Here is a 21,897-nt window from a genome sequence, read left to right on the forward strand (position 1 = left end):
GGACCTGGCGCGCCAATCAAGCGGCGTGGGACGTCGGACCCTGGGCCAAGAAGGTGTGAATGGCCGTTGCGTCGCTTGTGCCACGGATCTTGCGAACCGTTTCACCGTCGCGCAGCACACGCGCGATGCGCGACAACGCCTTGAGGTGGTCGGCGCCGGCTCCTTCCGGAGCGAGCAGAAGAAAAACGATGTCGACGGGCTGATCGTCCAGAGCATCGAAATCAACGGGCTGTTCCAGTCGTGCGAAAACGCCGGTGATGCGCTTCACGCCAGACAGCTTGCCATGCGGAATGGCAATCCCGTTTCCGACGCCGGTGGAGCCCAGACGCTCGCGCTGGAGGATCGTGTCAAAGATTTCCCGCTCGGGGATACCGGTGACCGAAGAAGCCTTTTCCGCAAGAAGCTGAAGGAGCTGCTTCTTGGAATTGGCCTTCAAGGCCGGCATCACTGCCGATGCCTCGATCAGATCACTCAAGTCCATTCACTTGCCGTCCTTCGATTGCACCGGACGCGAATCTCGCGCCCGGTTACACGATCCTAGCTGATCAGCGCTTGGCTGCCGAGCCGGAGTCTATCCAGCCGATGTTGCCGTCCGAGCGCCGATAAACAACGTTCACATGATTGTTTCCGGCGTTGCGGAAAACCACCACCGGATTGTCCTGGATGTCGAGCTCCACCACGGCATTGGCGACCGACATGGTGCGCAAGGAAACTGTCGATTCCGCCACGATGGCCGGGGCGTAGTCTTCCGCGATCTCTTCGTCGCCCTCATCCGGGATTGCTTCCATCACCGTGTAGGCGATGTCTTCAGCGGCCACACCGTTGCCGCCGCCGGGCGTGTGCGACTTCAGCTTGCGCTTGTAGCGCCGCAGGCGCTTTTCGATGCGGTCCGCAGCTGCGTCAAACGCTCCAGGCGCTTCCTGGCCCTGGCCGGTCGCCTGAAGCGACATGCCGCTATCTAGGTGAACCACGCAATCGGCGTTGAAGCGCGAGCTTTCTTTCGCAACCACTACATGGCCGGAAAAACCACCGTCAAAATACTTCGCGATGGCATCATTGATGCGGGCTTCAATCCGGCCCCGCAGTGCGTCGCCGATATCCATATGCTTGCCAGAAATGCGCAGAGTCATGTGAAGCAGACCTTTCTTCCCGATTGCAGTCACGTACGCGAAACGCTGCGCCACCGTGTACAGGAGCCGCCGGCCGCTTCATCGCCGGTTGGAGGCCTGAACGCACGCTCGGAAGAATTTCCGAGATCAAGAGAGCGGCCCACAAGCGCCGTCTCATGCGGGGCGGCTTCTAGTGACTTGACGTTTCATTGTCAATCAAGGCGCGGAACGCCCCCCAGGTTCCATAGCCGGCGCCGCGTGTTCAGGCGCATCCAAACCGGTGCTATTCCGCAGCCGAACGCAGCCGTGCCCGCTTTTCGCGGCGGCGCTGTACGGACGACGGGATATTCATGCCTTCGCGGTATTTGGCAACCGTGCGGCGGGCGATATCCACCCCGGTTTTCCGCAGAAGATCGACAAGCGTGTCGTCCGACAGGATCTTGCCCGGTTGTTCCTCCTCGATGAGTTGGCGGATCCGGTCGCGCACGGCTTCGGAGGAATGGGAATCACCTCCGGCCGCCGAACCGATCGCGGCGGTGAAGAAATAACGCAGCTCAAACACGCCGCGCGGCGTCAGCATGTATTTGTTGGCGGTCACCCGACTAACGGTGGACTCGTGCATGCCGATCGCATCCGCGACCGTGCGCAGATTGAGCGGGCGCAGGTGGCGCACGCCATGCACGAGAAAAGCGTCTTGCTGGCGCACGATCTCGGTGGCCACTTTCAGGATCGTGCGGGCGCGCTGGTCAAGGCTGCGGGTGAGCCAGTTTGCGCTTTGCAGACACTCGCTCAAGAAGGCCTTGTCGGCTGGAGAACGGGCATGACGCGACACATGGGCATAATAGCTCTGGTCAACCAAGACGCGCGGCAGGACGTCCGGGTTGAGCTCCACGCTCCAGGAGCCGTCGCTGGCGGCCCGCACCAGAATGTCCGGCACCACGATCTCACTAGATCCACCGGTGAAGGCCAGACCGGGGCGCGGATCCAGCGCGCGGATCTCGCCCAGCATGTCGAGGAGGTCTGCTTCATCGACGCGGCAGATGCGGCGCAGCGCCTCGAAATCGCGCTTGGCCAAGAGGTCCAGATGGGCAAGAAGCGCCTGCATGGCCGGATCGAAGCGATCGCGGGCGCGCAGTTGCAGGGCCAGGCATTCACCAAGCCCGCGTGCAAAAAGCCCAGGCGGATCAAAGGACTGGCAGACCTGAAGCACCGCATCCACCTGGCGCCGCGCGATGCCGAGATCGGCCGCGATGTCGGTTGGCGAGGCATCGAGATAGCCGTTTTCATCGAGACGATCGGCCAGTTCGTGGGCAATGGCCGTTTGCACCCTGTCGCGAAAAGCGAGGGCAATCTGCGCTTCCACATGGCTGCGCAGCGTGGGGGTTCCGCCCGCAAGTTCCTCGAAGCCGGCATCCGAGGGGCTCGTTCCAATCCCTGTCGCGCCTCCGGCCGAGCGCCACTGCGCTGACAGGGTCGGGTCGACATGACTCGGGACGCCAGGATCGTCGGGAAAGATGTTTTCCAAGGACGTATCGAGCTGATCGGCCAGGCTTTCTGCCGTCCAGGCGATCTCTTCGCCAATGGCCGGAGCAGCAACGGGCGGCGCGTCGTCCGCTGCAAATGGCTCCGACGGGCCATCGCTGGCGTTTTCGGCGCCGTCAGCGCGCTCCAAAAGCGGGTTGCGCTCGATTTCCTCGTCGATGAAGCGATCAAGCTCCAAGCGGGTCAACTGCAGCAAACGGATCGATTGCAGCAGTTGCGGCGTCATCACCAGCGACTGCGCTTGCCGAAGCTGTAGTTTCGCCGCCAGCGCCATGCGCGCTTGCCTCCAACCCTGTTCCCGAAAAGCCCCGAAGCTGACTGAACTGGCCCGGCTCTTGCTTGTCAAGCGCCCTTGTAGCGCCAAAGCCTTAACAAGGAAGGTCGCGGGGGTAGATTGGCCGGTGGTAAGCCGGCGCAACAGTTTAGAGGGTAAAGGCTTCGCCGAGATACAGGCGCCGGACATCGGCATTGTTGACGATGTCGGTCGGGTGGCCGTGCGTGAGCACCTGGCCGGCGTGGATGATGTAAGCGCGGTCGATGAGACCCAGCGTTTCGCGCACATTGTGGTCGGTGATCAGAACGCCGATGCCGCGGGCGGTGAGGTGGCGCACCAGTTGCTGGATGTCGGCCACTGCAATGGGGTCAATGCCCGCAAACGGCTCGTCGAGCAGCATGAAGTTCGGCCGCGTGGCCAGCGCGCGGGCGATTTCAAGCCTCCGGCGCTCGCCGCCAGAAAGCGCAATTGCCTGCGCCTTGCGCAGATGGGTGATGTGAAACTCTTCGAGGAGAGCGTCGAGATCGCGCTCGCGCTGCTTGCGGCTCGGTTCCACCATTTCCAGAACGGCGCGGATGTTGCTTTCGACGTTCAACCCGCGGAAGATCGAGGCTTCCTGCGGCAGGTAGCCGATGCCCAACCGGGCCCGGCGGTACATCGGCATGGACGTGACATCGTAGCCATCGATCTCGATCGTGCCCTGATCAACCGGCACCAGCCCGGTGACCATGTAGAAGCAAGTGGTCTTGCCCGCGCCGTTTGGACCAAGCAGTCCAACGGCCTCACCGGCCCGCACGCCGATGGACACGCCGCTCACCACCGTGCGGCCCTTGTAGCTCTTGGTGAGCCCGCGCGCGATCAGCGTCCCCTTGAGGTTGCTGCGGTCGTCCGCGGACATCTTGCGCGGCGCCTTGGCGCCGAGCGAGGCGCTTATCTTCGAAACAAGCGTCAAACGGGGAAAGCCTAGCGGTTCTGCGAGCCCGGCTGCAACAGCATCTTGACGCGGCCGCCCGTGCCCGTGCCGCCGCAGCCATCGAGCTGGGCCTGCCCGGTCTTCATCTGAACGGTGAGCTTGCAGCCGACGATGACGTTCTCGCCTTCGGTCAGAACCACTTCCTTGCCCGACAAGGTGAGCACTTCCGAGCGCATGTCGAAGCTTGCGCGGTCGCCCGTGGCGACCTGACTTTCCGACTTGACGTAAACCTTGCCGTCGACCTCGATGCGCTCGATGTCACCGGAGCCCGCAGCAGCGGCACCACCGGTTGACGCCTGCGTGCTGCCAGCGGCATCCGTGGCCTGGCCAACGTAATAGACCGTCATCTTGCCGGCCTTCATCAGCGTCTGCCCCTGGGCGACGCTGACATTGCCGGTGAAGATCGCCATGCGATCGTTGTCGCGCACCTCGAGCTTGTCGCTTTCGATGGAGATCGGCTGGTCGTTTGACAGGTTGAGGCTGGTCATCCGGCTTTGCGACTGCTGCGCAAGAACCGGTCCGCCGGCCAAGCTCATGGCAAGCGCGGCAATGGTGAAACGAGCAAGCAGGCTAGTCATCGGCATTTTCCCCCGCATCCCCTGCTCTTTCGGCGTTCAAGCGGCCCGGGTCAAGATGCATCTGCACGCGATCTTCGAAGACAATCACTTTCCCGTTTTCCGCAACCGACAAGCGCCCCGCATCGATGGATGCACCATTGATGCGGATCACCACCGGGTGTTCGGTCACAAGCGTTCCTGCGGCCATGTTGATGCTGGCCGATTGCAGCGTCGCCGACTTGCCGTCGCTGGTGGACAAGTTCATCGGATCGTTGAGCTGAATCGTGTTGCTGACGCGATCATAAACCGCGCGCCGCGCGTCGATCCGGGCCGTGGTGCCGTCGCTGATCGGCACGGTTGCATCGATGTCTTCCAGTTCAATCACGCTGGTGTTGCCGGCGTCCTGGACGGCGCGCGCGGCTGTCATGGCGTATGGGAGATTGTCGGTGGTGTAGCCTTCAAGCTTCGGCTCAGCCATCACAAGCTTGCCGTCGCGGATCGCCGTGCTCGACAGGTCGAATCCGATCGTCACCGGCGACGACAGCCAGGAATACCCGACAAAGGCTGCGCCGATCAGCAGAGACACGACGGGCAGCGCAATCTTCAGCATGCGCACGCGGCCGGAATGACGCGTTGCGCTCCTGAACTGGGCTTCGCCGCGATCGGAAGGGCGGAGACTTTCCGGCGCCTCCAAAGCGGGATTGGCGGTGGTGCTGCTCATTTCCATTCTCTTTGCTGAGCCGGCGAGAAACTCCTTTGCAGGAGGACACGCGCCAAATCAAAGACGTGAGATAGTTATGCAGAAGGCGAACCGCCAGCTTTATGCGTTTGCCACGCGCATGCGGCGGGCGCCAGCGAGAATTCAACAACCTGCTGACATCAAGCCGCTTTTTGCGTGAAAAGTAAGGCGCGGAGGCGGTTGAACTGCGGCTGCCGCAGCACGCGGCAATGCGTATCCAAGAGCCCGCGTTTGCTTTAAGCAGGAGGTGACGTGCGTTCACCCAAGGACATGTTGATGGTTCTTCGAGCCGACGATCTGATCGACCGCCGCAGATTGCGCCGTAAGCTCACCTTCTGGAGGGTGCTCACCCTTCTTGTTCTGGCAGCCGCCGTGATCGCCACCGCCCGGTTCGTGTTTCCAAGCGAACTGGCGGCAGGCGCGGTGGATCACATTGCGCGGGTGAAGATCGAAGGCACCATCACCGAAGATGACGAGCTCCTCGAGCGGCTGGACAAGATCCGCGAAGCGGAGGCGGTGAAAGGCGTTGTCCTGACCATCGACTCGCCAGGTGGCACAACAGCCGGCGGCGAAGCGATCTTCGAGGCGATCCGCCGCATCGCCGCCGAAAAGCCGGTTGTGGCGCAGGTGGGAACCCTTGCCGCTTCGGCCGGCTACATGATCGCCAGCGCGACCGATCACATCGTGGCGCGGCAATCTTCCATCGTCGGTTCCATAGGCGTTCTGGTGCAATATCCCGACGTCACGGCGCTGATGGACAAGCTCGGCATCAAGCTGGAGGCGATCAAGTCGACGCCGCTAAAGGCAGAACCCAACCCGTTCACCCCCACGACGGAGGAGGAACGGGCGATGCTGCGCCGGATGATCCTCGACAGCTATGATTGGTTCGTCGACCTTGTCACCGAACGGCGCAACCTGCCGCGCGTACAAGTACTGCAACTGGCGGACGGCTCGATCTTCACCGGCCGACAGGCGCTCGGAAATCGCTTGGTGGACCAGCTCGGAGGAGAGCGCGAAGCGGTCGCCTGGCTTGCCAGCAAAGGCGTGGATGCGGATCTCGATGTGATCGAATGGAAGAAAAAGGACGAGCGCGGCTTCTTTACGCTGATGTCCTCGTCGCTTGCCTTTGGCGGTGGCGAAAGCTTGAGCCAGGCCCTGCAAACGCTGCTTTCCCAAGCCGGCGGCGAGCACCTCTTTCTTGACGGTCTCGTTTCGCTCTGGCACCCTTCGGGATCATCGCCAGCACGCTGACCAAAGGCGGCCAAGCCAGCTTTTCTTTCACCAGACCCGCATTTGAATGTCCCGGTAGCGTCCTGATGATTAAGTCCGAACTTGTCCAGATCATCGCCAACAAGAACCCGCATCTGTTTTTGCGCGACGTGGAAAACATTGTTGGCGCCATTTTCGAAGAGATCACTGCAGCGCTTGCCGCCGGTAACCGAGTCGAGCTGCGCGGCTTTGGCGCCTTTTCGGTGAAGAACCGGCCCGCCCGAACCGGCCGCAACCCCCGCACCGGCGAGGCGGTGGAGGTCGAGGAAAAGTGGATCCCCTTCTTCAAAACCGGCAAAGAACTGCGCGAACGGCTCAACATGGAAGACGAGCGACGCTGAACAAGCGTTGATTGTTGGAAGCGGCCCGCTAGTTTTTCGCGCAACGCAATCGCAGGATTTGACACGGCATGCTGACGCGCATTCTTCTGGTGGTTATCGTGGTTCCGGTTGCCGTGATCCTGATTGCCCTTGCCGTCGCGAACCGTGCTGCCGTGCCTTTCACCCTGGACCCGTTCAATCCCGGCAATCCGGCGCTGACCATCCAGATGCCGTTCTTCATCTACCTGTTTCTCGCCTTGATTCTTGGCGTGCTGATCGGCGGCTTTGCGGCCTGGCTGCGGCAAGCCTCCTACCGCCGACTGGCGCGGCAGCGCGGCCAAGAAGTCGAAACCCTGCGCACATCAGAGGCGCGCCAGTCGGAAGCCGTTGTTCCGCCGCAGCCAGCGGCCGAAGGCACGGCCCTGATCCGTCCGGCGCCGTGAGACACCGGGTCCCGTGCTGATCCTTGGACCGGACGCCGTTGATGCGTCACTCACCTACAAGGGCCTGATCGAAACGCTGCGCGAGGCCTTCAAGGCGGGCGCGGTTCAACCGGTGCGTCACCACCACCATGTGGAGCGGCCGGACGGTGCGGCCAACACACTTCTGTTGATGCCCGCCTGGACCGATCTGCAAGCGGCCGGCCGCTCTGCGGGTGGCCATATCGGCATCAAGATCGTCACGGTTGCGCCGGACAACGGCAAGCTTTCCAAACCGGCCGTGATGGGCAACTACCTGCTGCTCGATGCCGCAACGGGCGAGCCGCAGGCCATGATTGACGGGCAGAAGCTGACGGTGTGGCGAACCGCCTGCGCGTCTGCGCTAGCCGCCGACTATCTGGCGCGCCCCGACGCGGCCGTGCACCTGATCTGTGGCGCAGGCGCCTTGTCCCCTCACCTTGCCAAGGCGCATCGGGCGGTTCGACCACTCCGACGCGTGCTCCTTTGGAACCGCACGGCTGCCCACGCGGCCGCGGTGGCGGAAGCGCTTCAGGCGGACGGCATCGACGCGCAGGCCGTTGACGATCTCGATGCCGCGCAAGCCCAAGCGGACGTGATTTCCTGCGCCACCTTGTCTTCCGTGCCGCTCGTGAAAGGCGCGCTTCTGAAACCCGGCACTCATGTCGACCTTGTTGGCGCCTTCACGCCAACCATGCGCGAAAGCGACGACGAGGCGATCCGCCGCGCGCGGGTTTACGTGGACACCCGCGCTGGCGCCACAAAGGAAGCCGGCGACATCGTTCTCGCCCTGCAATCGGGCGCACTCACCGAAGGCGACATTCGTGGCGACCTGTTTGACCTGACCCGTGGCAAGGCCGCCGGACGAAACCTGGACAGCGAGATCACGCTGTTCAAGTCGGTCGGTGCTGCCCTGGAAGATCTTGCAGCCGGCATAGCCGTTTACAGAGCACAGCAAGGCTGACGCTTCGCGCATGCAGCGTTGCGAGCGCGCGCCCGCTATGCCAAAAGCCGGCAACGCTGGAGCATGGATCCCTTGAAACCAACGCGCGGTGCCCGCCGCGACCGTGACAACCGGAAGTCCCCTCGCGCGCCCGCCGAGGGCGGACCGGCACGCGACACGCATTCTAAGCCGCTGGCCAATCCGCTGGTTAGCGCCGCCAATCCACGGCGCCAGCCGCGTTTGCCGGAGAGCAAGGGCGAGCCAGTCCAGAATAAAGCGCCGGCGGCGGAAAGGCGAAGCGGCGCACTTCCAGCCGAAACACTGCCCCTCATTCTCGAAGTCGCGCCCAGCGCCGATTACGCACTGATCGACAGCGGCAACGGCGAAAAGCTTGAGCAATATGGGCCGTATCGCATCGTTCGGCCGGAAGGCCAGGCGATCTGGACCCGCGCTTTGGCCGAGCGTGATTGGGAAAACGTCGACGCGGTTTTTACCGGCGACACGGACGAAGAAGGCCTCGGGCGCTGGCGCTTTCCCAAGGCGGCGCTGGGGGAAACCTGGCCGATGCGCCACGACTGCATCGATTATCTCGGCCGCTTCACCTCGTTTCGGCATGTCGGCGTGTTTCCCGAACAAGGGCCTCACTGGGCTTTCATGGAAAAGCAGATCCGGACCGCCGGGCGCCCGGTCAAGGTCCTGAACCTGTTCGGCTATACCGGCCTGGCTTCACTTGTGGCGGCGCGCGCCGGCGCGGAAGTCACCCATGTGGATGCGTCCAAGAAGGCGATCGGCTGGGCACGCGAGAACCAGGAAATGGCGCGACTGGCGGACAAGCCGATCCGCTGGATCTGCGAGGACGCCATGAAGTTCGCCGAGCGCGAGGCACGCCGCGGCAGCCAATATGACATCGTGCTGTTTGATCCGCCGGCTTATGGCCGCGGACCCAAGGGCGAGGTGTGGCAATTGTTTTCCGACCTGCCGCGGCTCACCGACCTGACCCGCACGATCCTGACGCCCAAGCCGCTCTCGGTGGTGCTGACGGCCTATTCGATCCGCGCGTCGTTTTTCGCGATCCACACGCTGATGCGCGACGCCTTTGCCGGCATGGGCGGGCGGGTGGAATCGGGCGAACTCATCATCCGCGAGCAATCGGCCGGCCGGGCGCTTTCAACCTCGCTCTTTTCACGCTGGGTGGCGCAATGAACAGCGACGTGCGCGGCAACCGGAGCGGAGCTCCCGGGCAGGTCAAGGAGATCACCAGCCTCGCCAATCCGGTGATCAAGGACATCCGATCGCTCGCGCTAAAGAAATTCCGCGACGAGCAGAACGCCTTTATCGCCGAAGGGCTGAAGCTCGTGATCGATGCCCTCGATCTCGGCTGGACGATCCGCACGCTCGTGTTCGCCAAAAGCGCGCTCGGCCACCCGCTGGTGGAAAAGGTTGCAGCGCGTTCAGTGGCAGCCGGCGCCCTTGTGCTGGAAGTCAGCGAAAAGGTGCTGACCGCCGTGACGCGCAAGGACAATCCGCAAATCGTGCTCGGCGTGTTTGAACAGAAAACTACCGCGCTGCGCGATGTGCGGATCGGTTCCGGCGATGTTTGGGTGGCGCTGGACCGCATCCGCGACCCAGGCAATCTCGGCACGGTGATCCGCACCGTGGATGCGGTGGGGGCAAAGGGCGTGATGCTGGTGGGCGACTGCGTCGACCCGTTTGCGCTGGAAACCGTGCGCGCCACCATGGGCTCCGTGTTTGCCGTTCCGCTGGTGAAAACCAGCAGCGATGCTTTCGTGCAATGGCGCAAGGGATTCAACGGCATGCTGGCCGGCACGCACCTCAAGGGCGCCGTGGATTACCGCAGCGTTTCTTATGCCGGCAAACCGCTGGTGCTGCTGATGGGCAATGAAAGCCAGGGTCTGCCCGAACCATTGGCGGCCTTGTGCGACACGCTGGTGCGCATCCCCCAGGCGGGCCGGGCGGATTCGCTCAACCTTGCCGTTGCGACGGGCGTGATGCTTTACGAAGCGCGGCGCGACGCACTGTCCCTGACTGTGGATGGGACGCCATGAGGTCGCGCACGCTCCTGTTTTACCTGATCCTGGCGCTCGTGCTGATCGGCACCGACCAGATCGTGAAGGCGCTGGTGGAAACCCGCATGGCGATGCACGAGCAGATCGACCTCCTGCCGTTCTTCGCCTTGTTTCGCACCCACAATACCGGCATCGCGTTTTCGATGTTCTCGAGCTTCGGGGCGCCGGCGCTTGTTGTGCTGACGCTTGGCGTCGTTCTTTTCGTTTCCGTGCTCGCTCTGCGCACCGCGAGCCACCAGACCGCAGCCCGGCTCGGCTTTGCGTTCATCATCGGCGGCGCGATCGGCAACCTGATCGATCGGGTGAGCCTCGGCTATGTGGTGGACTACTTCCTGTTCCACACGCCCAGCTGGTCGTTCGCCGTGTTCAACCTCGCGGACGCGTATATCACCGTCGGCGCGGGCCTCGTTCTGCTGCAGGAGGTGCTGGATTACCGGCGTGAGCGAAGCACGGCACGCGAAAAAGAGGAGTGAGAAGCATGTCGTTCAAGGCGATCATCATCGACCGCGATGCGGACAAGAAGCAGAGCTTTACGGTCGGCGAGATGCAGGAAAGCGACCTGCATGAAGGCGATGTCACCGTTGCCGTGGAAGCCACAACCGTCAACTACAAGGACGGGCTGGCGCTTACCGGCAAGGCACCTGTGGTGCGCAAGTTTCCGCTGGTGCCGGGCATCGATCTCGCCGGAACGGTAACGGCTTCCGAGCATCCGGACTGGAAGTCGGGCGACAAGGTCGTGCTCAATGGCTGGGGCGTCGGTGAAACCCATCATGGCGCTTACGCCGAGGTCGCGCGACTGAAGGGCGATTGGCTGGTGCCGCTGCCCCAGGCGTTCAGTTCCAAGCAGGCCATGGCGATTGGCACGGCTGGGTACACGGCCATGCTGTGCGTGCTGGCGCTGGAAGATTTCGGCCTCACCCCAGACCAGGGCCCGGTTGTTGTGACCGGGGCGGCAGGCGGTGTCGGCTCGGTGGCGATCGCGCTTCTCGCCAAGCTTGGCTGGCAGGTGATCGCGTCCACCGGACGTGCAGCCGAAGAAAGCTACCTGCGTGATCTCGGCGCAAGCGAGATCATCCACCGGGACGAGCTATCCGCACCCGGCAAGCCGCTGGGCAAGGAGCGCTGGATCGCTGGCGTCGACGCGGTGGGCAGCCATACGCTGGCCAATGTGCTCGCCAGCACACGCTATGGCGGGGCTGTGGCCGCCTGCGGACTGGCGCAGGGCATGGACCTCCCGGCCAGCGTGGCGCCGTTTATCCTGCGGGGCGTGGCGCTGCTTGGTGTCGATTCCGTGATGGCGCCGAAGGCAAAGCGCCTGCGCGCCTGGGAGCGGCTTGCAGCGGATCTCGACATCGCGAAGCTCGACGCGCTGACCACCACGATCGGGTTTGAGGCCATTCCGCAAGCGGCGGCGGACATCGTGGACGGCAAGGTGCGCGGGCGGCTCGTCATCCAGATGTAAGGGTCGCAAGCCTTCGGAGCGCGGTTCGTTAAAATGCGAACGACCTGCCGAAAGGTTCCGCAACAGCGCGCTGCTATGGGGTGTTCCCATGGTGGCAGTGCATCGAAATTCTGAACTCTTCCCGGTCGAAGTCCAAGCGGGAGAGCGCCCCGTTGAGGAGGCGCACACGCTGGCTCCGGCTGCTTCAACGCAGCCGAAACGCACGTCCCGCCTTCTTTGGCTGAGCTTCCTGATCACCGCGCTTTGGCTCGGTGTCGCCTTTGCCACGATGGGAAGCGCGCCGATCTTGGGGTTCGCCCTCGGCGCGGCTGGAAGCGTCGGCCTCGCCGTTCTGGCTTTTCTCGCGGGGTCGCGTAGCTCTGCGCGCCGCATAGAAAGGCGCTCGGCTCCCGCTGATGAAGGCAGCCCCCCTGCGCGGTCGGACGAGGTGCGGAAGCTGGAAGAAAGTGCCGAGCGGTTCAACGGCCTTCTTGACGCGCTTGGCGACCTCGTGGTGCATCGCGATGACGAGGGACGCATCGTTCACGCCAATCGGCTGCTGGGCGAACTGACCGGCCGCGACCATCGCAACCTGATCGGCAACAAGCTGACCGATCTTGGCGTCGACATCAGCCTCGTTCCGGCCGCAGCTCTTGCCGAGGGCGATTGTCTTCGCTCCGCAGATGTTGCCGTGAGCACGCCAGGAGGGCTGCGGTGGTTCTCCTGGGTTGAGTATTCCAAGCGCGACGCGGGCGATGGCACTGTGCTCCACCGGGCGATCGCGCGGGAGATCACGGCGCGCAAGCAGGCGGAAACCGAAACGCAGGCGGCGCGGGAGCGGGCGGAATATGCCAGTCAGGCCAAGTCGCGTTTTCTGGCCATGGTCAGCCACGAGATCCGCACGCCGATGAATGGCATTATCGGCATGGCCAAGCTGCTGGCCGACACCAACCTTTCGCCGGAACAACGAACCTATGTAGGCGCCGTTTCGACGTCCGGCGGGCATCTCCTCGCGTTGATCGAGGATCTGCTGGATTATTCCAAGATCGAGGCAGGTCGTTTCGAGCTTGAGCCGCAGCCGGTTTCGCCGCGCGAACTCAGTGAAAACGTCGTGGAACTGCTCGCGGCTCGCGCTTACGCAAAGGGGATCAGCATTGCCGCGCATGTTGCGCCCGATGTCCCCGTTCGCATCGAAACGGATCCCGGGCGGCTGCGCCAGGTGCTGCTCAACCTGATTGGCAACGCGGTGAAGTTCACCGAAGTGGGCGGCGTGACCGTGGATGTGGCACTCGACGCGGCGCCCGAAGGTCCACGCATCCGGTTTGCCGTGCGCGACACGGGCCCCGGCTTGCAGCAATCCGACGCGGCACGAATTTTCGAGGAGTTCGAGCAGGCCGACACTACCACGACCCGCGCCCATGGTGGCGCCGGGCTGGGGCTGGCGATCTCCAAGCGCATCGTGGAAGCCATGAACGGGACGATCAGCGTGGAAGCGGAGCTTGGGCGAGGAGCGACCTTCCTGGTTTCGCTGCCGCTCCTCCAACCGCTGGCGCCAGCTCGCGACCGAACCACGGCACTTGGCGACTGCCGCGCCGTGATCCTGTCTCCTGCTCACACCGAAGCGGAAGCGCTCGCCCTGACGATCCGCGATCATGGCGGAAGCGCACACATCGCAGCCACGATCGGGGACGCGCTGGCTTGCCGCGACTGCAACCTCGTTCTGATCGACGCGTCGCTGGAGAACAACACTGACGCCTGCCTTGCCGCCCTGTGGGATCAGGGCCTGCATGGCGTGCGCGCCATCACCATGATCGCACCGGACGACCGAGGGCGACTGCCGCAGCTTCGCGCGTCGGGCTATGCCAACTTCCTTGCCCGCCCGGTTCGCGAAGAAACGCTTCTGCGCGTCCTGTCTTCTGCTCTGACAGCCGAGGATGCGCAGCCGCGCCCCCGGCCGTCCGGCGCGACGACATCAGGGTTCGCGGCACAGGGGCGTCTTTCGGTCCTCGTGGCCGAAGACAACGAGATCAACGCCCTTCTCGCCCGCGCCACGCTGACAAAAGCCGGGCACAATGTGCGGATCGTCGGCAACGGGCGTGCGGCCGTCGATGCGCTTGCCGAACGCGACGGAAGCGCTGGCGTCGACGTCGTTCTGATGGACCTCCACATGCCGGTGATGGACGGGCTCGACGCCATCGCCATGATCCGCAAGCACGAGGAAGAAAAGGGCTTCCCTCCCGTGCCAATCATCGTGCTTTCCGCGGACGGACAGGAGCGCACGCGTCACCATGTGCTGGCGCATGGCGCTTCCGGCTTTGTCACCAAGCCGCTTGATCCGGCCGCACTTGTCGATGCCGTGGAAGCGCGCGCAGCCTGATCCAGGCTAGGACACCCTGCGGACGCGGCAAGGATTCTTAGCCGGCAAGCCTCGATTTTTTGTCACCGTCGTGTGATAGTGGCGCTGTATCCGCTTGGAAAGAGTCCACGGAGAATCAGTCCATGTCCCTGAGCTTCGACATCGGCGGGCACTTCCCCCTGCATTCGCTCCCTGCGCCACAACCCGAGCCTGTGCTCCTGGGCAAGATCGGGTCGCTGGAAGTCCGGCTCGCCGTGGATGAAGCCGAGATCCGGGCTGCGCAAGCGCTGCGCTTTCGCGTTTTCTACCAAGAACTCAATGCGCGCCTGACGAATCCCACCCATGATCTTCGCGACGCAGATCGCTTCGACGATATCTGCGACCACCTCCTGGTGTTCGACACCGCGCTGCCGGGACGTCCGCACCAGCAGATCGTGGGCTGCTACCGCCTTTTGCCGCAAAGCCGGGCCTTGACGGCCGGCGGCTTTTATTCGGCTGACGAGTTCGAGATGGACCGGCTCGTCGCGCGCCACCCCGACCTTAACTTCCTGGAGCTTGGCCGCTCCTGTGTTTTGCCGCCATATCGTTCGAAACGCACCATCGAGCTCTTGTGGCAGGGGATCTGGGCTTATGTGAAAGCCAACAACATCGACGTCATGGCCGGTTGCGCGTCGTTTCAGGGAACGGTGCCGGCGGCCCATGCCGAGGCGCTTTCCTTCCTGGCACAGAACTGCACGGCAGAAGGCGAATGGGCGGTTCGCGCTGTTCCAACCCGCTTCTGCTCCATGGATCTGGTTCCGGCGGAAGCCATCAACGCCAAGACAGCGCTCGCCGCCTTGCCGCCGCTGATCAAGGGCTACCTGCGGCTCGGCGCGCGCTTCGGCGAGGGCTGCGTGGTGGATTGCGACTTCGGAACCACGGACGTGTTCGTGGTGATGCCGGTGAGTGCCATCTCCGAGCGCTATATCAGCTATTATGGCGGCGCTGCCTGAGGTTCGACCAGGCAGCGCTGCTCCTCACGTTTCCCAATCCGTGCCGATCGGTTCCTCGTGCCGCTCCCGTGCTTCCTTCACGAGGGTGCGGGCACGGCTGAGATCTTCCGCATCCGCTTCTTCCGGCTCTTTGTGATCCCTCTCCTCGTGGCACAGGAAAAGATCGAACTGCACCGGAAAATGATCCGAACCGCCGGGCTCCAGGCGCTTCATGTCGATCAAGCGGAAATGCGCGGAATGGAACAGGTGGTCGAGTGGCCAGCGCATGAACCAGTAGCGCGCGTCGAACGAGTTGATCATGCGCCGGCCAATGCGTGGATCGAGCAGGCCGCTGATCCGCAGGAAGCGCCGCGTGGTTTTCGACCAGGCCACGTCGTTCAGGTCGCCCGTGACGATCACCGGGCCATCGTTTTCGCGAGCTTTCAACGCGATCAGCGATGTTTCGCCATCCCGCCCTTCCGTGCCACGCGTGGGCACCGGCGGCTCGGGATGAATGGAATACAAGCGGAAGCGGAGATCTTCCGTCACCACCACCGTAGCGAAGATCGACGGGATGCCTTCCGTCAGGAGATCCTGCACCGACACGTCGTCGAGGCGAAGCTTTGACGCCATGAACATGCCGTAGGAATTGTCCTGCGCACGATCCACGCGATGCGGGTAGCGCTCCAGCGTGGATTTCAGGCCCTCAATCCACGCATCATCCACTTCCATCAGGATGAGAATATCGGGATCGGAGGCCTCGATCATGCGCGCATGCGCGGCATAATCGCGGTTGGACATCTTCACGTTGCTTGCCACAAGGCGGAAGCGTTCGCCGCGATCGGCTTGGGGATCATGGTCTTTGGAGCGCTTGCGCCAGATCGGTGTGAACTCGGCGATGAACCACGCCTGAAACAAAGCGACGGCGGCGAAAACGACGTCGAACAGTGTCCGGTCGAACATATAAGAATCGGCGAACACCGAAACCGCCAGGCAGATCAAGGCCAGCACCAGGATCTGCTGACGCGGGAAATCCCCGATGCGCACGATGCCATGCGCCACCGGCAGGAAGGGCACCAGCGTGACTGCTAGAAGCAGGACCGCGAAGATCGTTTGCGCGATCAGCATGATTTGCCCCACTCCGTGTGCGCTTCAGGTCCCTGAACCGACGGCCATATAGCGTCGGTCGAGGATTAGCAAAGCCGGCCCGGACTTTGGTCTATTTTTCCTCGCGGCGCCAAGCGGCTTCACGCGTTTGCGTTGTAGGCCGCGATGGCCGCCATGTTCACCAAGTCGCTGTCGCGCGCGTTGAGCGAGACGATCTGCACCGGCTTGTTCAAGCCGACCAGCATCGGGCCGATCACGGTGGAGCCGCCGAGTTCCTGCAGCATCCGCGTCGAGATCGAAGCCGAATGGAAGGCCGGCATCACCAGAACATTGGCCGGGCCGGACAAGCGGCAGAACGGATATTGCGCCATCAGCTTCGGGTTGAGCGCCACGTCGGCCGCCATTTCGCCGTCGTATTCGAAATCAACGCGGCGCTTTTCCAGGATCTTGACTGCTTCCTGAACGCGTTCGGAGCGCTCCCCGGCCGGGTGGCCGAAGGTGGAATAAGCCAGCATCGCGACACGCGGCTCATAGCCCATGCGGCGCGCGAAACCGGCCGTTTCTTCCGCGATATCGGCAAGTTCAACGGCGTTCGGCATGTCGTGGACAGCGGTGTCCGCGACAACCACGGTGCGGCCGCGTGCCAGAACCAGCGACACGCCGATCACGCGATGTCCGGGTTTGGCGTCGATGACGTCGCGCACCTCTTCCAAAACAGTGGAGTAGTTGCGCGTGACGCCCGTCACCATCGCATCCGCATCGCCCAGCGCGACCATGGTGGCGCCAAAATAGTTGCGGTCGTTGTTGATCAGGCGCTGGCAATCGCGAAACAGCAGGCCGCGGCGCTGCATGCGCTCGTAAAGAAAATCAGCATAGATACCGTTGCGGCGTGAAAGGCGTGCATTGATGATCTCGATACCTTCGCGGTTGAGATCGATGCCGGACGCCTGGGCGTGTTCGCGAATGATATCGTCTCGGCCAATCAGGATCGCCGTGCCGAGCTTCTGGTTGGCGTAGGACACGGCGGCGCGCATCACCTGTTCTTCCTCGCCCTCGGCAAACACCACCCGCTTTGGCTTGCGCCGGACGCTGTCATAGATGCGCTGGAGCGTGGAGGCGATCGGATCACGACGCGCTGACAGTTGTTGGCGGTAGCGCTCGAGATCAACGATCGGCCGGCCGGCCACGCCCGACTCCATTGCCGCCTTCGCAACAGCCAGCGGAATGGCCGAGATCAAGCGGGGATCGAACGGCACGGGAATGATGTAGTTCGGGCCGAAGCGCGGGCGCGAGCCCTGATAAGCGGCAGCGACCTCGTCCGGCACATCTTCACGCGCGAGATCGGCCAGCGCCTGGGCGGCCGCGACCTTCATCGCGTCGTTGATTGTGGTGGCGCGCACATCCAGCGCGCCACGGAAGATGTAAGGGAAGCCCAGAACGTTGTTGACCTGGTTCGGGTAGTCCGAACGGCCCGTCGCCATGATCGCGTCCGTGCGGATCTCGGCCACTTCTTCCGGCGTGATTTCCGGATCCGGATTGGCCATCGCGAAGATGATGGGGTTCTTGGCCATGGACTGAACCATGGCGGTGGTCAGCGCACCCTTGGCGGAAACGCCGAAAAAGACGTCGGCACCATCCATTGCCTCGGCCAGCGTGCGCTTCTCCGTCGGCACCGCGTGGGCCGACTTCCACTGGTTCATGCCTTCAGTGCGGCCCTGGTAAACCACGCCCTTGGTGTCGCACAGGATGACGTTTTCGGGCGTGAAGCCAAGTGATTTCACCAGTTCGATGCAGGCGATGCCCGCTGCACCCGCACCGTTGCAAACAAGCTTCGCGGTTTTCATGTCGCGCCCGGTGATGTGGAGCGCGTTGATCAGTCCGGCAGTGGCGATGATGGCGGTGCCGTGCTGGTCGTCATGGAAAACGGGGATGTCCATCAGCTCGCGCAGGCGCTGCTCGATGATGAAGCATTCCGGCGCCTTGATGTCTTCCAGGTTGATGCCGCCAAACGATGGGCCGAGATAACGCACGCAGTTGATGAATTCGTCCGCGTCTTCCGTGTCGACCTCGATGTCGATGGAATCGACATCGGCAAAGCGTTTGAACAGGACTGACTTGCCTTCCATCACGGGTTTGGAGGCCAGTGCGCCCAGATTGCCGAGGCCAAGGATGGCGGTGCCGTTGGAGATCACGGCCACCATGTTGCCCTTGGCCGTATAATCATAAGCCCGCGCCGGGTCTTCCGCGATCGCCTTCACCGGCACCGCGACGCCGGGGGAATAGGCCAGGCTCAGGTCGCGTTGCGTGGCCATCGGCTTTGTGGCGATGATCTCGAGCTTGCCGGGGCGGCCTTGCGCGTGGAAGTCGAGCGCCTCCTGCGGGCTGACGGATGGACCGTTCGGTCCGCTGCGATCGTTTGGCGCCATTTCCGGATCTCCCCCCAAAGCTGCGCTTCTTGTGGAGGGTCGGGATTAGGACTCCCAATCGAGCACGTAAAGGTCGAAAACGCAGAAGCGGCTTGCAAGGACCTGCGGTGAACGCCCACACACGCATTTCAATGACAGCGAACGAGGCACCAACCATCCAGCCGGCGGCGACGCCGATGATGGAGCAGTATCACGCGATCAAGGCGGCGAACCCGGATTCGCTGCTGTTTTACCGCATGGGCGATTTCTACGAGCTGTTTTTCGACGATGCCGTGATCGCATCCCGCGTGCTCGGCATCACGCTCACCAAACGCGGCAAGCATCTGGGCGACGATATCCCGATGTGCGGCGTGCCCATCCATGCCGCCGACGACTACCTGTCGAAGCTGATCGGGTGCGGCCATCGCGTGGCCGTTTGCGAACAGATCGAGGATCCCGCGGAAGCCAAGAAGCGCGGCTCGAAATCGGTCGTGGCGCGCGACGTGGTGCGCCTGGTCACGCCCGGCACCATCACCGAAGAAAAGCTGCTGGCGCCGGGCGAAGCGAGCTACCTGATGGCGCTCGGGCGGGCAAAGGGTGCGGAAAGCCCCTATGCCCTTGCCTGGATCGATATCTCGACGGGCGCCTTCACCGTGATGGACACAACGGCGGAGCGGTTGCTGGCCGACATCCTGCGCGTCGATCCGCGCGAACTGATCGTGCCGGAGCCGGTGTTTTACGATCCGGAGTTGAAGCCAGTTTTCGAGGTGCTGGGGCGCGTGGCCAATCCGCAGCCTGCCAGCCAGTTCGACGGATCGGCGGCCGAGGGACGCATCACCAGGTATTACGACGTCGCGACGCTGGACGGGTTCGGGTCCTTTTCCCGTCCCGCCCTGTCGGCCATCGCGGGGGCGATCGCCTATGTCGAGAAAACGCAAAAGGCGGAACGCCCGCCCCTCGCCCGCCCGGTCTGCGAAGATGGCGGGACTGCGGTTTTCATTGACCCGGCCACGCGCGGCAGCCTGGAACTCACGCGAACGCAGGCGGGAACACGCGAGGGCAGTTTGATCGCGGCCATCGACCGCACGGTGACGGGTGCCGGCGCCAGGCTGCTTGCGGAGCGGCTCACCGCGCCGCTGACGGATGCTGGCGCGATCAACGCGCGGCTTGACTCCGTATCGTTTTTTTGCGGCGAAACGCGGCTCACCGAGGCATTGCGGCTTTCCTTGCGCGATGTGCCCGATCTCATGCGCGCGCTATCGCGGCTGGCGCTGCATCGCGGCGGACCGCGCGACCTCGGCGCCGTTGCGGCCGGCCTGCAAGCGGCGCAAGCGATCTCGGGTCTCCTGAGCGCAGCTACGCTGCCGACCGAGTTGACGCTAGCGACGGAAGCTTTACGCGCCCTCCCCGGGAGCGTCGCAGAGCAGCTCGCGGAAGCCCTCGACGATAGCCTGCCGCTTCTCAAGCGCGACGGCGGCTTCGTGCGCAAGGGCCATCACGCCGAGTTGGACGAGATGCGCGCGCTTGCCACCCAGTCGCGGCAGGTGATCGCGGCGATGGAACGGGATCTTTGCGAAGAAACCGGCGTCCGGTCGCTGAAGATCCGGCACAACAACGTGCTGGGCTATTACATCGAGGTGACGGCGGGCAATTCGGATGCGCTGACCAGCACGCCGGAAGCCAAGGCGCGTTTCATTCACCGCCAAACCATGGCCAACGCCATGCGCTTCACCACCACCGAACTCGCCGGGCTCGAAACAAAGATCGCCAATGCGGCCGACCGAGCGCTGTCGATTGAGCTGCAGGTGTTCGACGATCTGGTGGCGCTGGTGGTGGACCATGCCGAAGCGATCCGGCAGGCAGCGGGCGCAATCGCCGTGCTCGACGTCTCTGCAGCGCTCGCCTGCCTCGCGGCGTCCGAAAGCTACAACCGCCCGCATGTCGACGACAGCCTCGACTTTTGCATCGAAGGCGGTCGGCACCCCGTGGTGGAACAGGCGCTGCGCAAGCAAAACGCACCGGCCTTTGTGATGAACGACTGCGACCTGTCGCCGGACAAGGCCGGTCAGCCCGGCAAGATCTGGCTGCTGACCGGCCCCAACATGGGCGGCAAGTCGACCTTCCTGCGCCAAAACGCACTGATCGCGCTGATGGCCCAGATGGGGTCTTTCGTACCGGCCCGGCAGGCGCGCATCGGCGTGGTGGACCGGCTGTTTTCCCGCGTCGGCGCGTCCGACGACCTGGCGCGCGGCCGCTCCACCTTCATGGTGGAAATGGTGGAAACCGCCGCCATCCTCAACCAGGCGGGCGAGCGGGCGCTCGTGATCCTGGACGAAATCGGGCGCGGGACCGCCACCTTCGACGGACTGTCGATCGCCTGGGCGGCGGTGGAATATCTGCATGCGGAGAACCGCTGCCGGGCGCTGTTTGCCACGCACTTCCACGAAATGACTGCGCTGAGCCAAAAGCTGCCGCGGCTCGCCAACGTCACGATGCGCGTCAAGGAATGGGACGGCGAAGTCGTGTTCCTCCACGAGGTGGGCAAAGGGGCGGCCGACCGCTCCTATGGCGTGCAGGTGGCGCGGCTTGCCGGCCTGCCGAAGGCGGTGGTGGAACGGGCGCGCAGCGTTCTTGCCGAGCTTGAGGCCGGGTCGACCTCCGGCAAGGCCATCAAGCTGGTGGACGACCTGCCCTTGTTCAGCGCCGCGCTGCGCGAACCACCGAAGCCTGCCGCCGCAAGCGATCCGCTGCGCGACAGCCTCGGTGCACTCAACCCGGACGACATTAGCCCGAGGGAAGCGCTGGAAGCGCTGTATCGCTTAAAGGGGCTGGCTGGGGAGAAACCCTGAACTCATACCGTAAGGAGTGCTCACTCCAAGGGAGACGAGCCCTTCTGCGCTTTCGGCTTGGTCGCCTTGCTTTTGATGTTGAGTTCGACCGCCGCACGGATCAGCGCCTTTAACGCATCCTCGTCCAAGTTCTCCCCTTCGTGGATGTCGATGGCGCGGCGGACGTTGCCGTCGAGGCTGGCGTTGAACAGGCCTGTTGGATCGGGCAGCGACGCGCCCTTGGCGAACGTGAGCTTCACGGCCGCCTTGTAGGTTTCGCCGGTGCAAAGGATGCCGGCATGTTCCCAGACCGGCACGCCGCGCCATTTCCAGGTTTCCTCAACCTGGGTGTCGGCCTCATGAATGAGGGCGCGGACTTCGGCTAGGACCTCGCCACGCCAATCGTTGAGTTCCCTTATTCGCGCGTCGATCTGCTCAGACGGCGCCATCGCATCAATCGTGGATTCAGGCACGACTTGGTCCCTCCCGCATGCCCGGCGATTTATCTGCTTTCTTTC

General features: G+C 63.5%; 20 protein-coding genes. 11 read left to right on the forward strand and 9 right to left on the reverse strand.

From position 1 onward, the window contains the following. Positions 1-16: 16 nt before the first annotated feature. The 6 genes from ptsN to lptC form a co-directional block, all read right to left on the reverse strand. Positions 17-481, reverse strand: coding sequence for a PTS IIA-like nitrogen regulatory protein PtsN (ptsN, locus tag J5Y06_RS20710; protein WP_209337112.1), 465 nt, complete (start codon positions 479-481; stop codon positions 17-19). Between the two features lie 64 nt (positions 482-545). After that, entirely contained in the window at positions 546-1,130 is a 585-nt protein-coding gene (hpf, locus tag J5Y06_RS20715) for a ribosome hibernation-promoting factor, HPF/YfiA family (RefSeq protein WP_209337113.1), read from the reverse strand. Positions 1,131-1,392: 262 nt separating this feature from the next. Continuing rightward, on the reverse strand, positions 1,393-2,925 hold the full coding sequence (gene rpoN / locus J5Y06_RS20720; protein ID WP_209337114.1) for an RNA polymerase factor sigma-54: 1,533 nt from the start codon (positions 2,923-2,925) through the stop codon (positions 1,393-1,395). Between the two features lie 148 nt (positions 2,926-3,073). Then, the gene (gene lptB, locus J5Y06_RS20725) at positions 3,074-3,823 is read right to left on the reverse strand and encodes an LPS export ABC transporter ATP-binding protein (protein WP_245248212.1); all 750 of its coding nucleotides are present in this window, start codon (positions 3,821-3,823) and stop codon (positions 3,074-3,076) included. 65 nt (positions 3,824-3,888) lie between these two features. Further along, entirely contained in the window at positions 3,889-4,476 is a 588-nt protein-coding gene (locus J5Y06_RS20730; RefSeq protein ID WP_385932447.1) for an LptA/OstA family protein, read from the reverse strand. Then, positions 4,469-5,176 carry an LPS export ABC transporter periplasmic protein LptC gene (gene lptC, locus J5Y06_RS20735; protein WP_209337117.1) on the reverse strand — a complete coding sequence of 236 codons (708 nt, stop codon included), beginning with the start codon at positions 5,174-5,176 and terminating at the stop codon, positions 4,469-4,471. The genes J5Y06_RS20730 and lptC overlap by 8 nt, the downstream gene beginning before the upstream one ends. 294 nt (positions 5,177-5,470) lie before the next feature. Here lptC and sppA point away from each other — a divergent pair, with 294 nt between their 5' ends. The 10 genes from sppA to olsB all read left to right on the forward strand — a co-directional run bounded on the left by sppA (position 5,471) and on the right by olsB (position 15,060). Further along, complete coding sequence (gene sppA / locus J5Y06_RS20740; RefSeq protein ID WP_209337215.1) at positions 5,471-6,445, forward strand: signal peptide peptidase SppA; 975 nt, start codon at positions 5,471-5,473, stop codon at positions 6,443-6,445. Positions 6,446-6,510: 65 nt separating this feature from the next. Beyond that, positions 6,511-6,804, forward strand: coding sequence for an integration host factor subunit beta (locus J5Y06_RS20745; protein ID WP_209337118.1), 294 nt, complete (start codon positions 6,511-6,513; stop codon positions 6,802-6,804). Positions 6,805-6,872: 68 nt separating this feature from the next. Beyond that, positions 6,873-7,226: a LapA family protein gene (locus J5Y06_RS20750; RefSeq protein WP_209337119.1), complete on the forward strand. Its 354-nt coding sequence runs from the start codon at positions 6,873-6,875 to the stop codon at positions 7,224-7,226. 13 nt (positions 7,227-7,239) lie between these two features. After that, the gene (gene lhpI, locus J5Y06_RS20755; RefSeq protein ID WP_209337120.1) at positions 7,240-8,205 is read left to right on the forward strand and encodes a bifunctional Delta(1)-pyrroline-2-carboxylate/Delta(1)-piperideine-2-carboxylate reductase; all 966 of its coding nucleotides are present in this window, start codon (positions 7,240-7,242) and stop codon (positions 8,203-8,205) included. Positions 8,206-8,268: 63 nt separating this feature from the next. Continuing rightward, positions 8,269-9,387 (forward strand): RsmD family RNA methyltransferase, encoded by a 1,119-nt coding sequence (locus J5Y06_RS20760; protein WP_209337121.1) that lies wholly within the window; start codon positions 8,269-8,271, stop codon positions 9,385-9,387. After that, positions 9,384-10,250 carry a TrmH family RNA methyltransferase gene (locus tag J5Y06_RS20765; RefSeq protein WP_209337122.1) on the forward strand — a complete coding sequence of 289 codons (867 nt, stop codon included), beginning with the start codon at positions 9,384-9,386 and terminating at the stop codon, positions 10,248-10,250. Before J5Y06_RS20760 ends, J5Y06_RS20765 begins: the two co-directional genes overlap by 4 nt. Further along, positions 10,247-10,744, forward strand: coding sequence for a signal peptidase II (gene lspA / locus J5Y06_RS20770; RefSeq protein WP_209337123.1), 498 nt, complete (start codon positions 10,247-10,249; stop codon positions 10,742-10,744). The genes J5Y06_RS20765 and lspA overlap by 4 nt, the downstream gene beginning before the upstream one ends. Before the next feature lie 5 nt (positions 10,745-10,749). Continuing rightward, on the forward strand, positions 10,750-11,733 hold the full coding sequence (acuI, locus tag J5Y06_RS20775) for an acrylyl-CoA reductase (NADPH) (protein ID WP_209337124.1): 984 nt from the start codon (positions 10,750-10,752) through the stop codon (positions 11,731-11,733). A gap of 88 nt (positions 11,734-11,821) precedes the next feature. Next, on the forward strand, positions 11,822-14,089 hold the full coding sequence (locus J5Y06_RS20780) for a PAS domain-containing hybrid sensor histidine kinase/response regulator (RefSeq protein ID WP_209337125.1): 2,268 nt from the start codon (positions 11,822-11,824) through the stop codon (positions 14,087-14,089). Between the two features lie 122 nt (positions 14,090-14,211). Beyond that, positions 14,212-15,060 carry a l-ornithine N(alpha)-acyltransferase gene (gene olsB, locus J5Y06_RS20785; protein WP_209337126.1) on the forward strand — a complete coding sequence of 283 codons (849 nt, stop codon included), beginning with the start codon at positions 14,212-14,214 and terminating at the stop codon, positions 15,058-15,060. 24 nt (positions 15,061-15,084) lie between these two features. Here the strand turns inward: olsB and J5Y06_RS20790 are convergent, their stop codons facing one another. Together J5Y06_RS20790 and J5Y06_RS20795 are read right to left on the reverse strand one after the other, a co-directional pair. Then, a complete protein-coding gene (locus J5Y06_RS20790) occupies positions 15,085-16,167 on the reverse strand; it encodes an endonuclease/exonuclease/phosphatase family protein (RefSeq protein ID WP_209337127.1) in 1,083 nt (360 codons plus the stop codon). 119 nt (positions 16,168-16,286) lie between these two features. Continuing rightward, a complete protein-coding gene (locus J5Y06_RS20795) occupies positions 16,287-18,572 on the reverse strand; it encodes an NADP-dependent malic enzyme (RefSeq protein WP_209337128.1) in 2,286 nt (761 codons plus the stop codon). 131 nt (positions 18,573-18,703) lie between these two features. On the opposite strand from J5Y06_RS20795, the gene mutS reads away from it, so the two are divergent. After that, positions 18,704-21,400 carry a DNA mismatch repair protein MutS gene (mutS, locus tag J5Y06_RS20800; protein WP_245248233.1) on the forward strand — a complete coding sequence of 899 codons (2,697 nt, stop codon included), beginning with the start codon at positions 18,704-18,706 and terminating at the stop codon, positions 21,398-21,400. 20 nt (positions 21,401-21,420) lie between these two features. Here mutS and J5Y06_RS20805 read toward each other — a convergent pair whose 3' ends face one another. Further along, complete coding sequence (locus J5Y06_RS20805; protein ID WP_209337217.1) at positions 21,421-21,828, reverse strand: DUF1801 domain-containing protein; 408 nt, start codon at positions 21,826-21,828, stop codon at positions 21,421-21,423. Between the last annotated feature and the right edge of the window lie 69 nt (positions 21,829-21,897).

The organism is Tianweitania sediminis (genome assembly GCF_017813335.1).
GTDB lineage: Bacteria > Pseudomonadota > Alphaproteobacteria > Rhizobiales > Rhizobiaceae > Tianweitania > Tianweitania sediminis.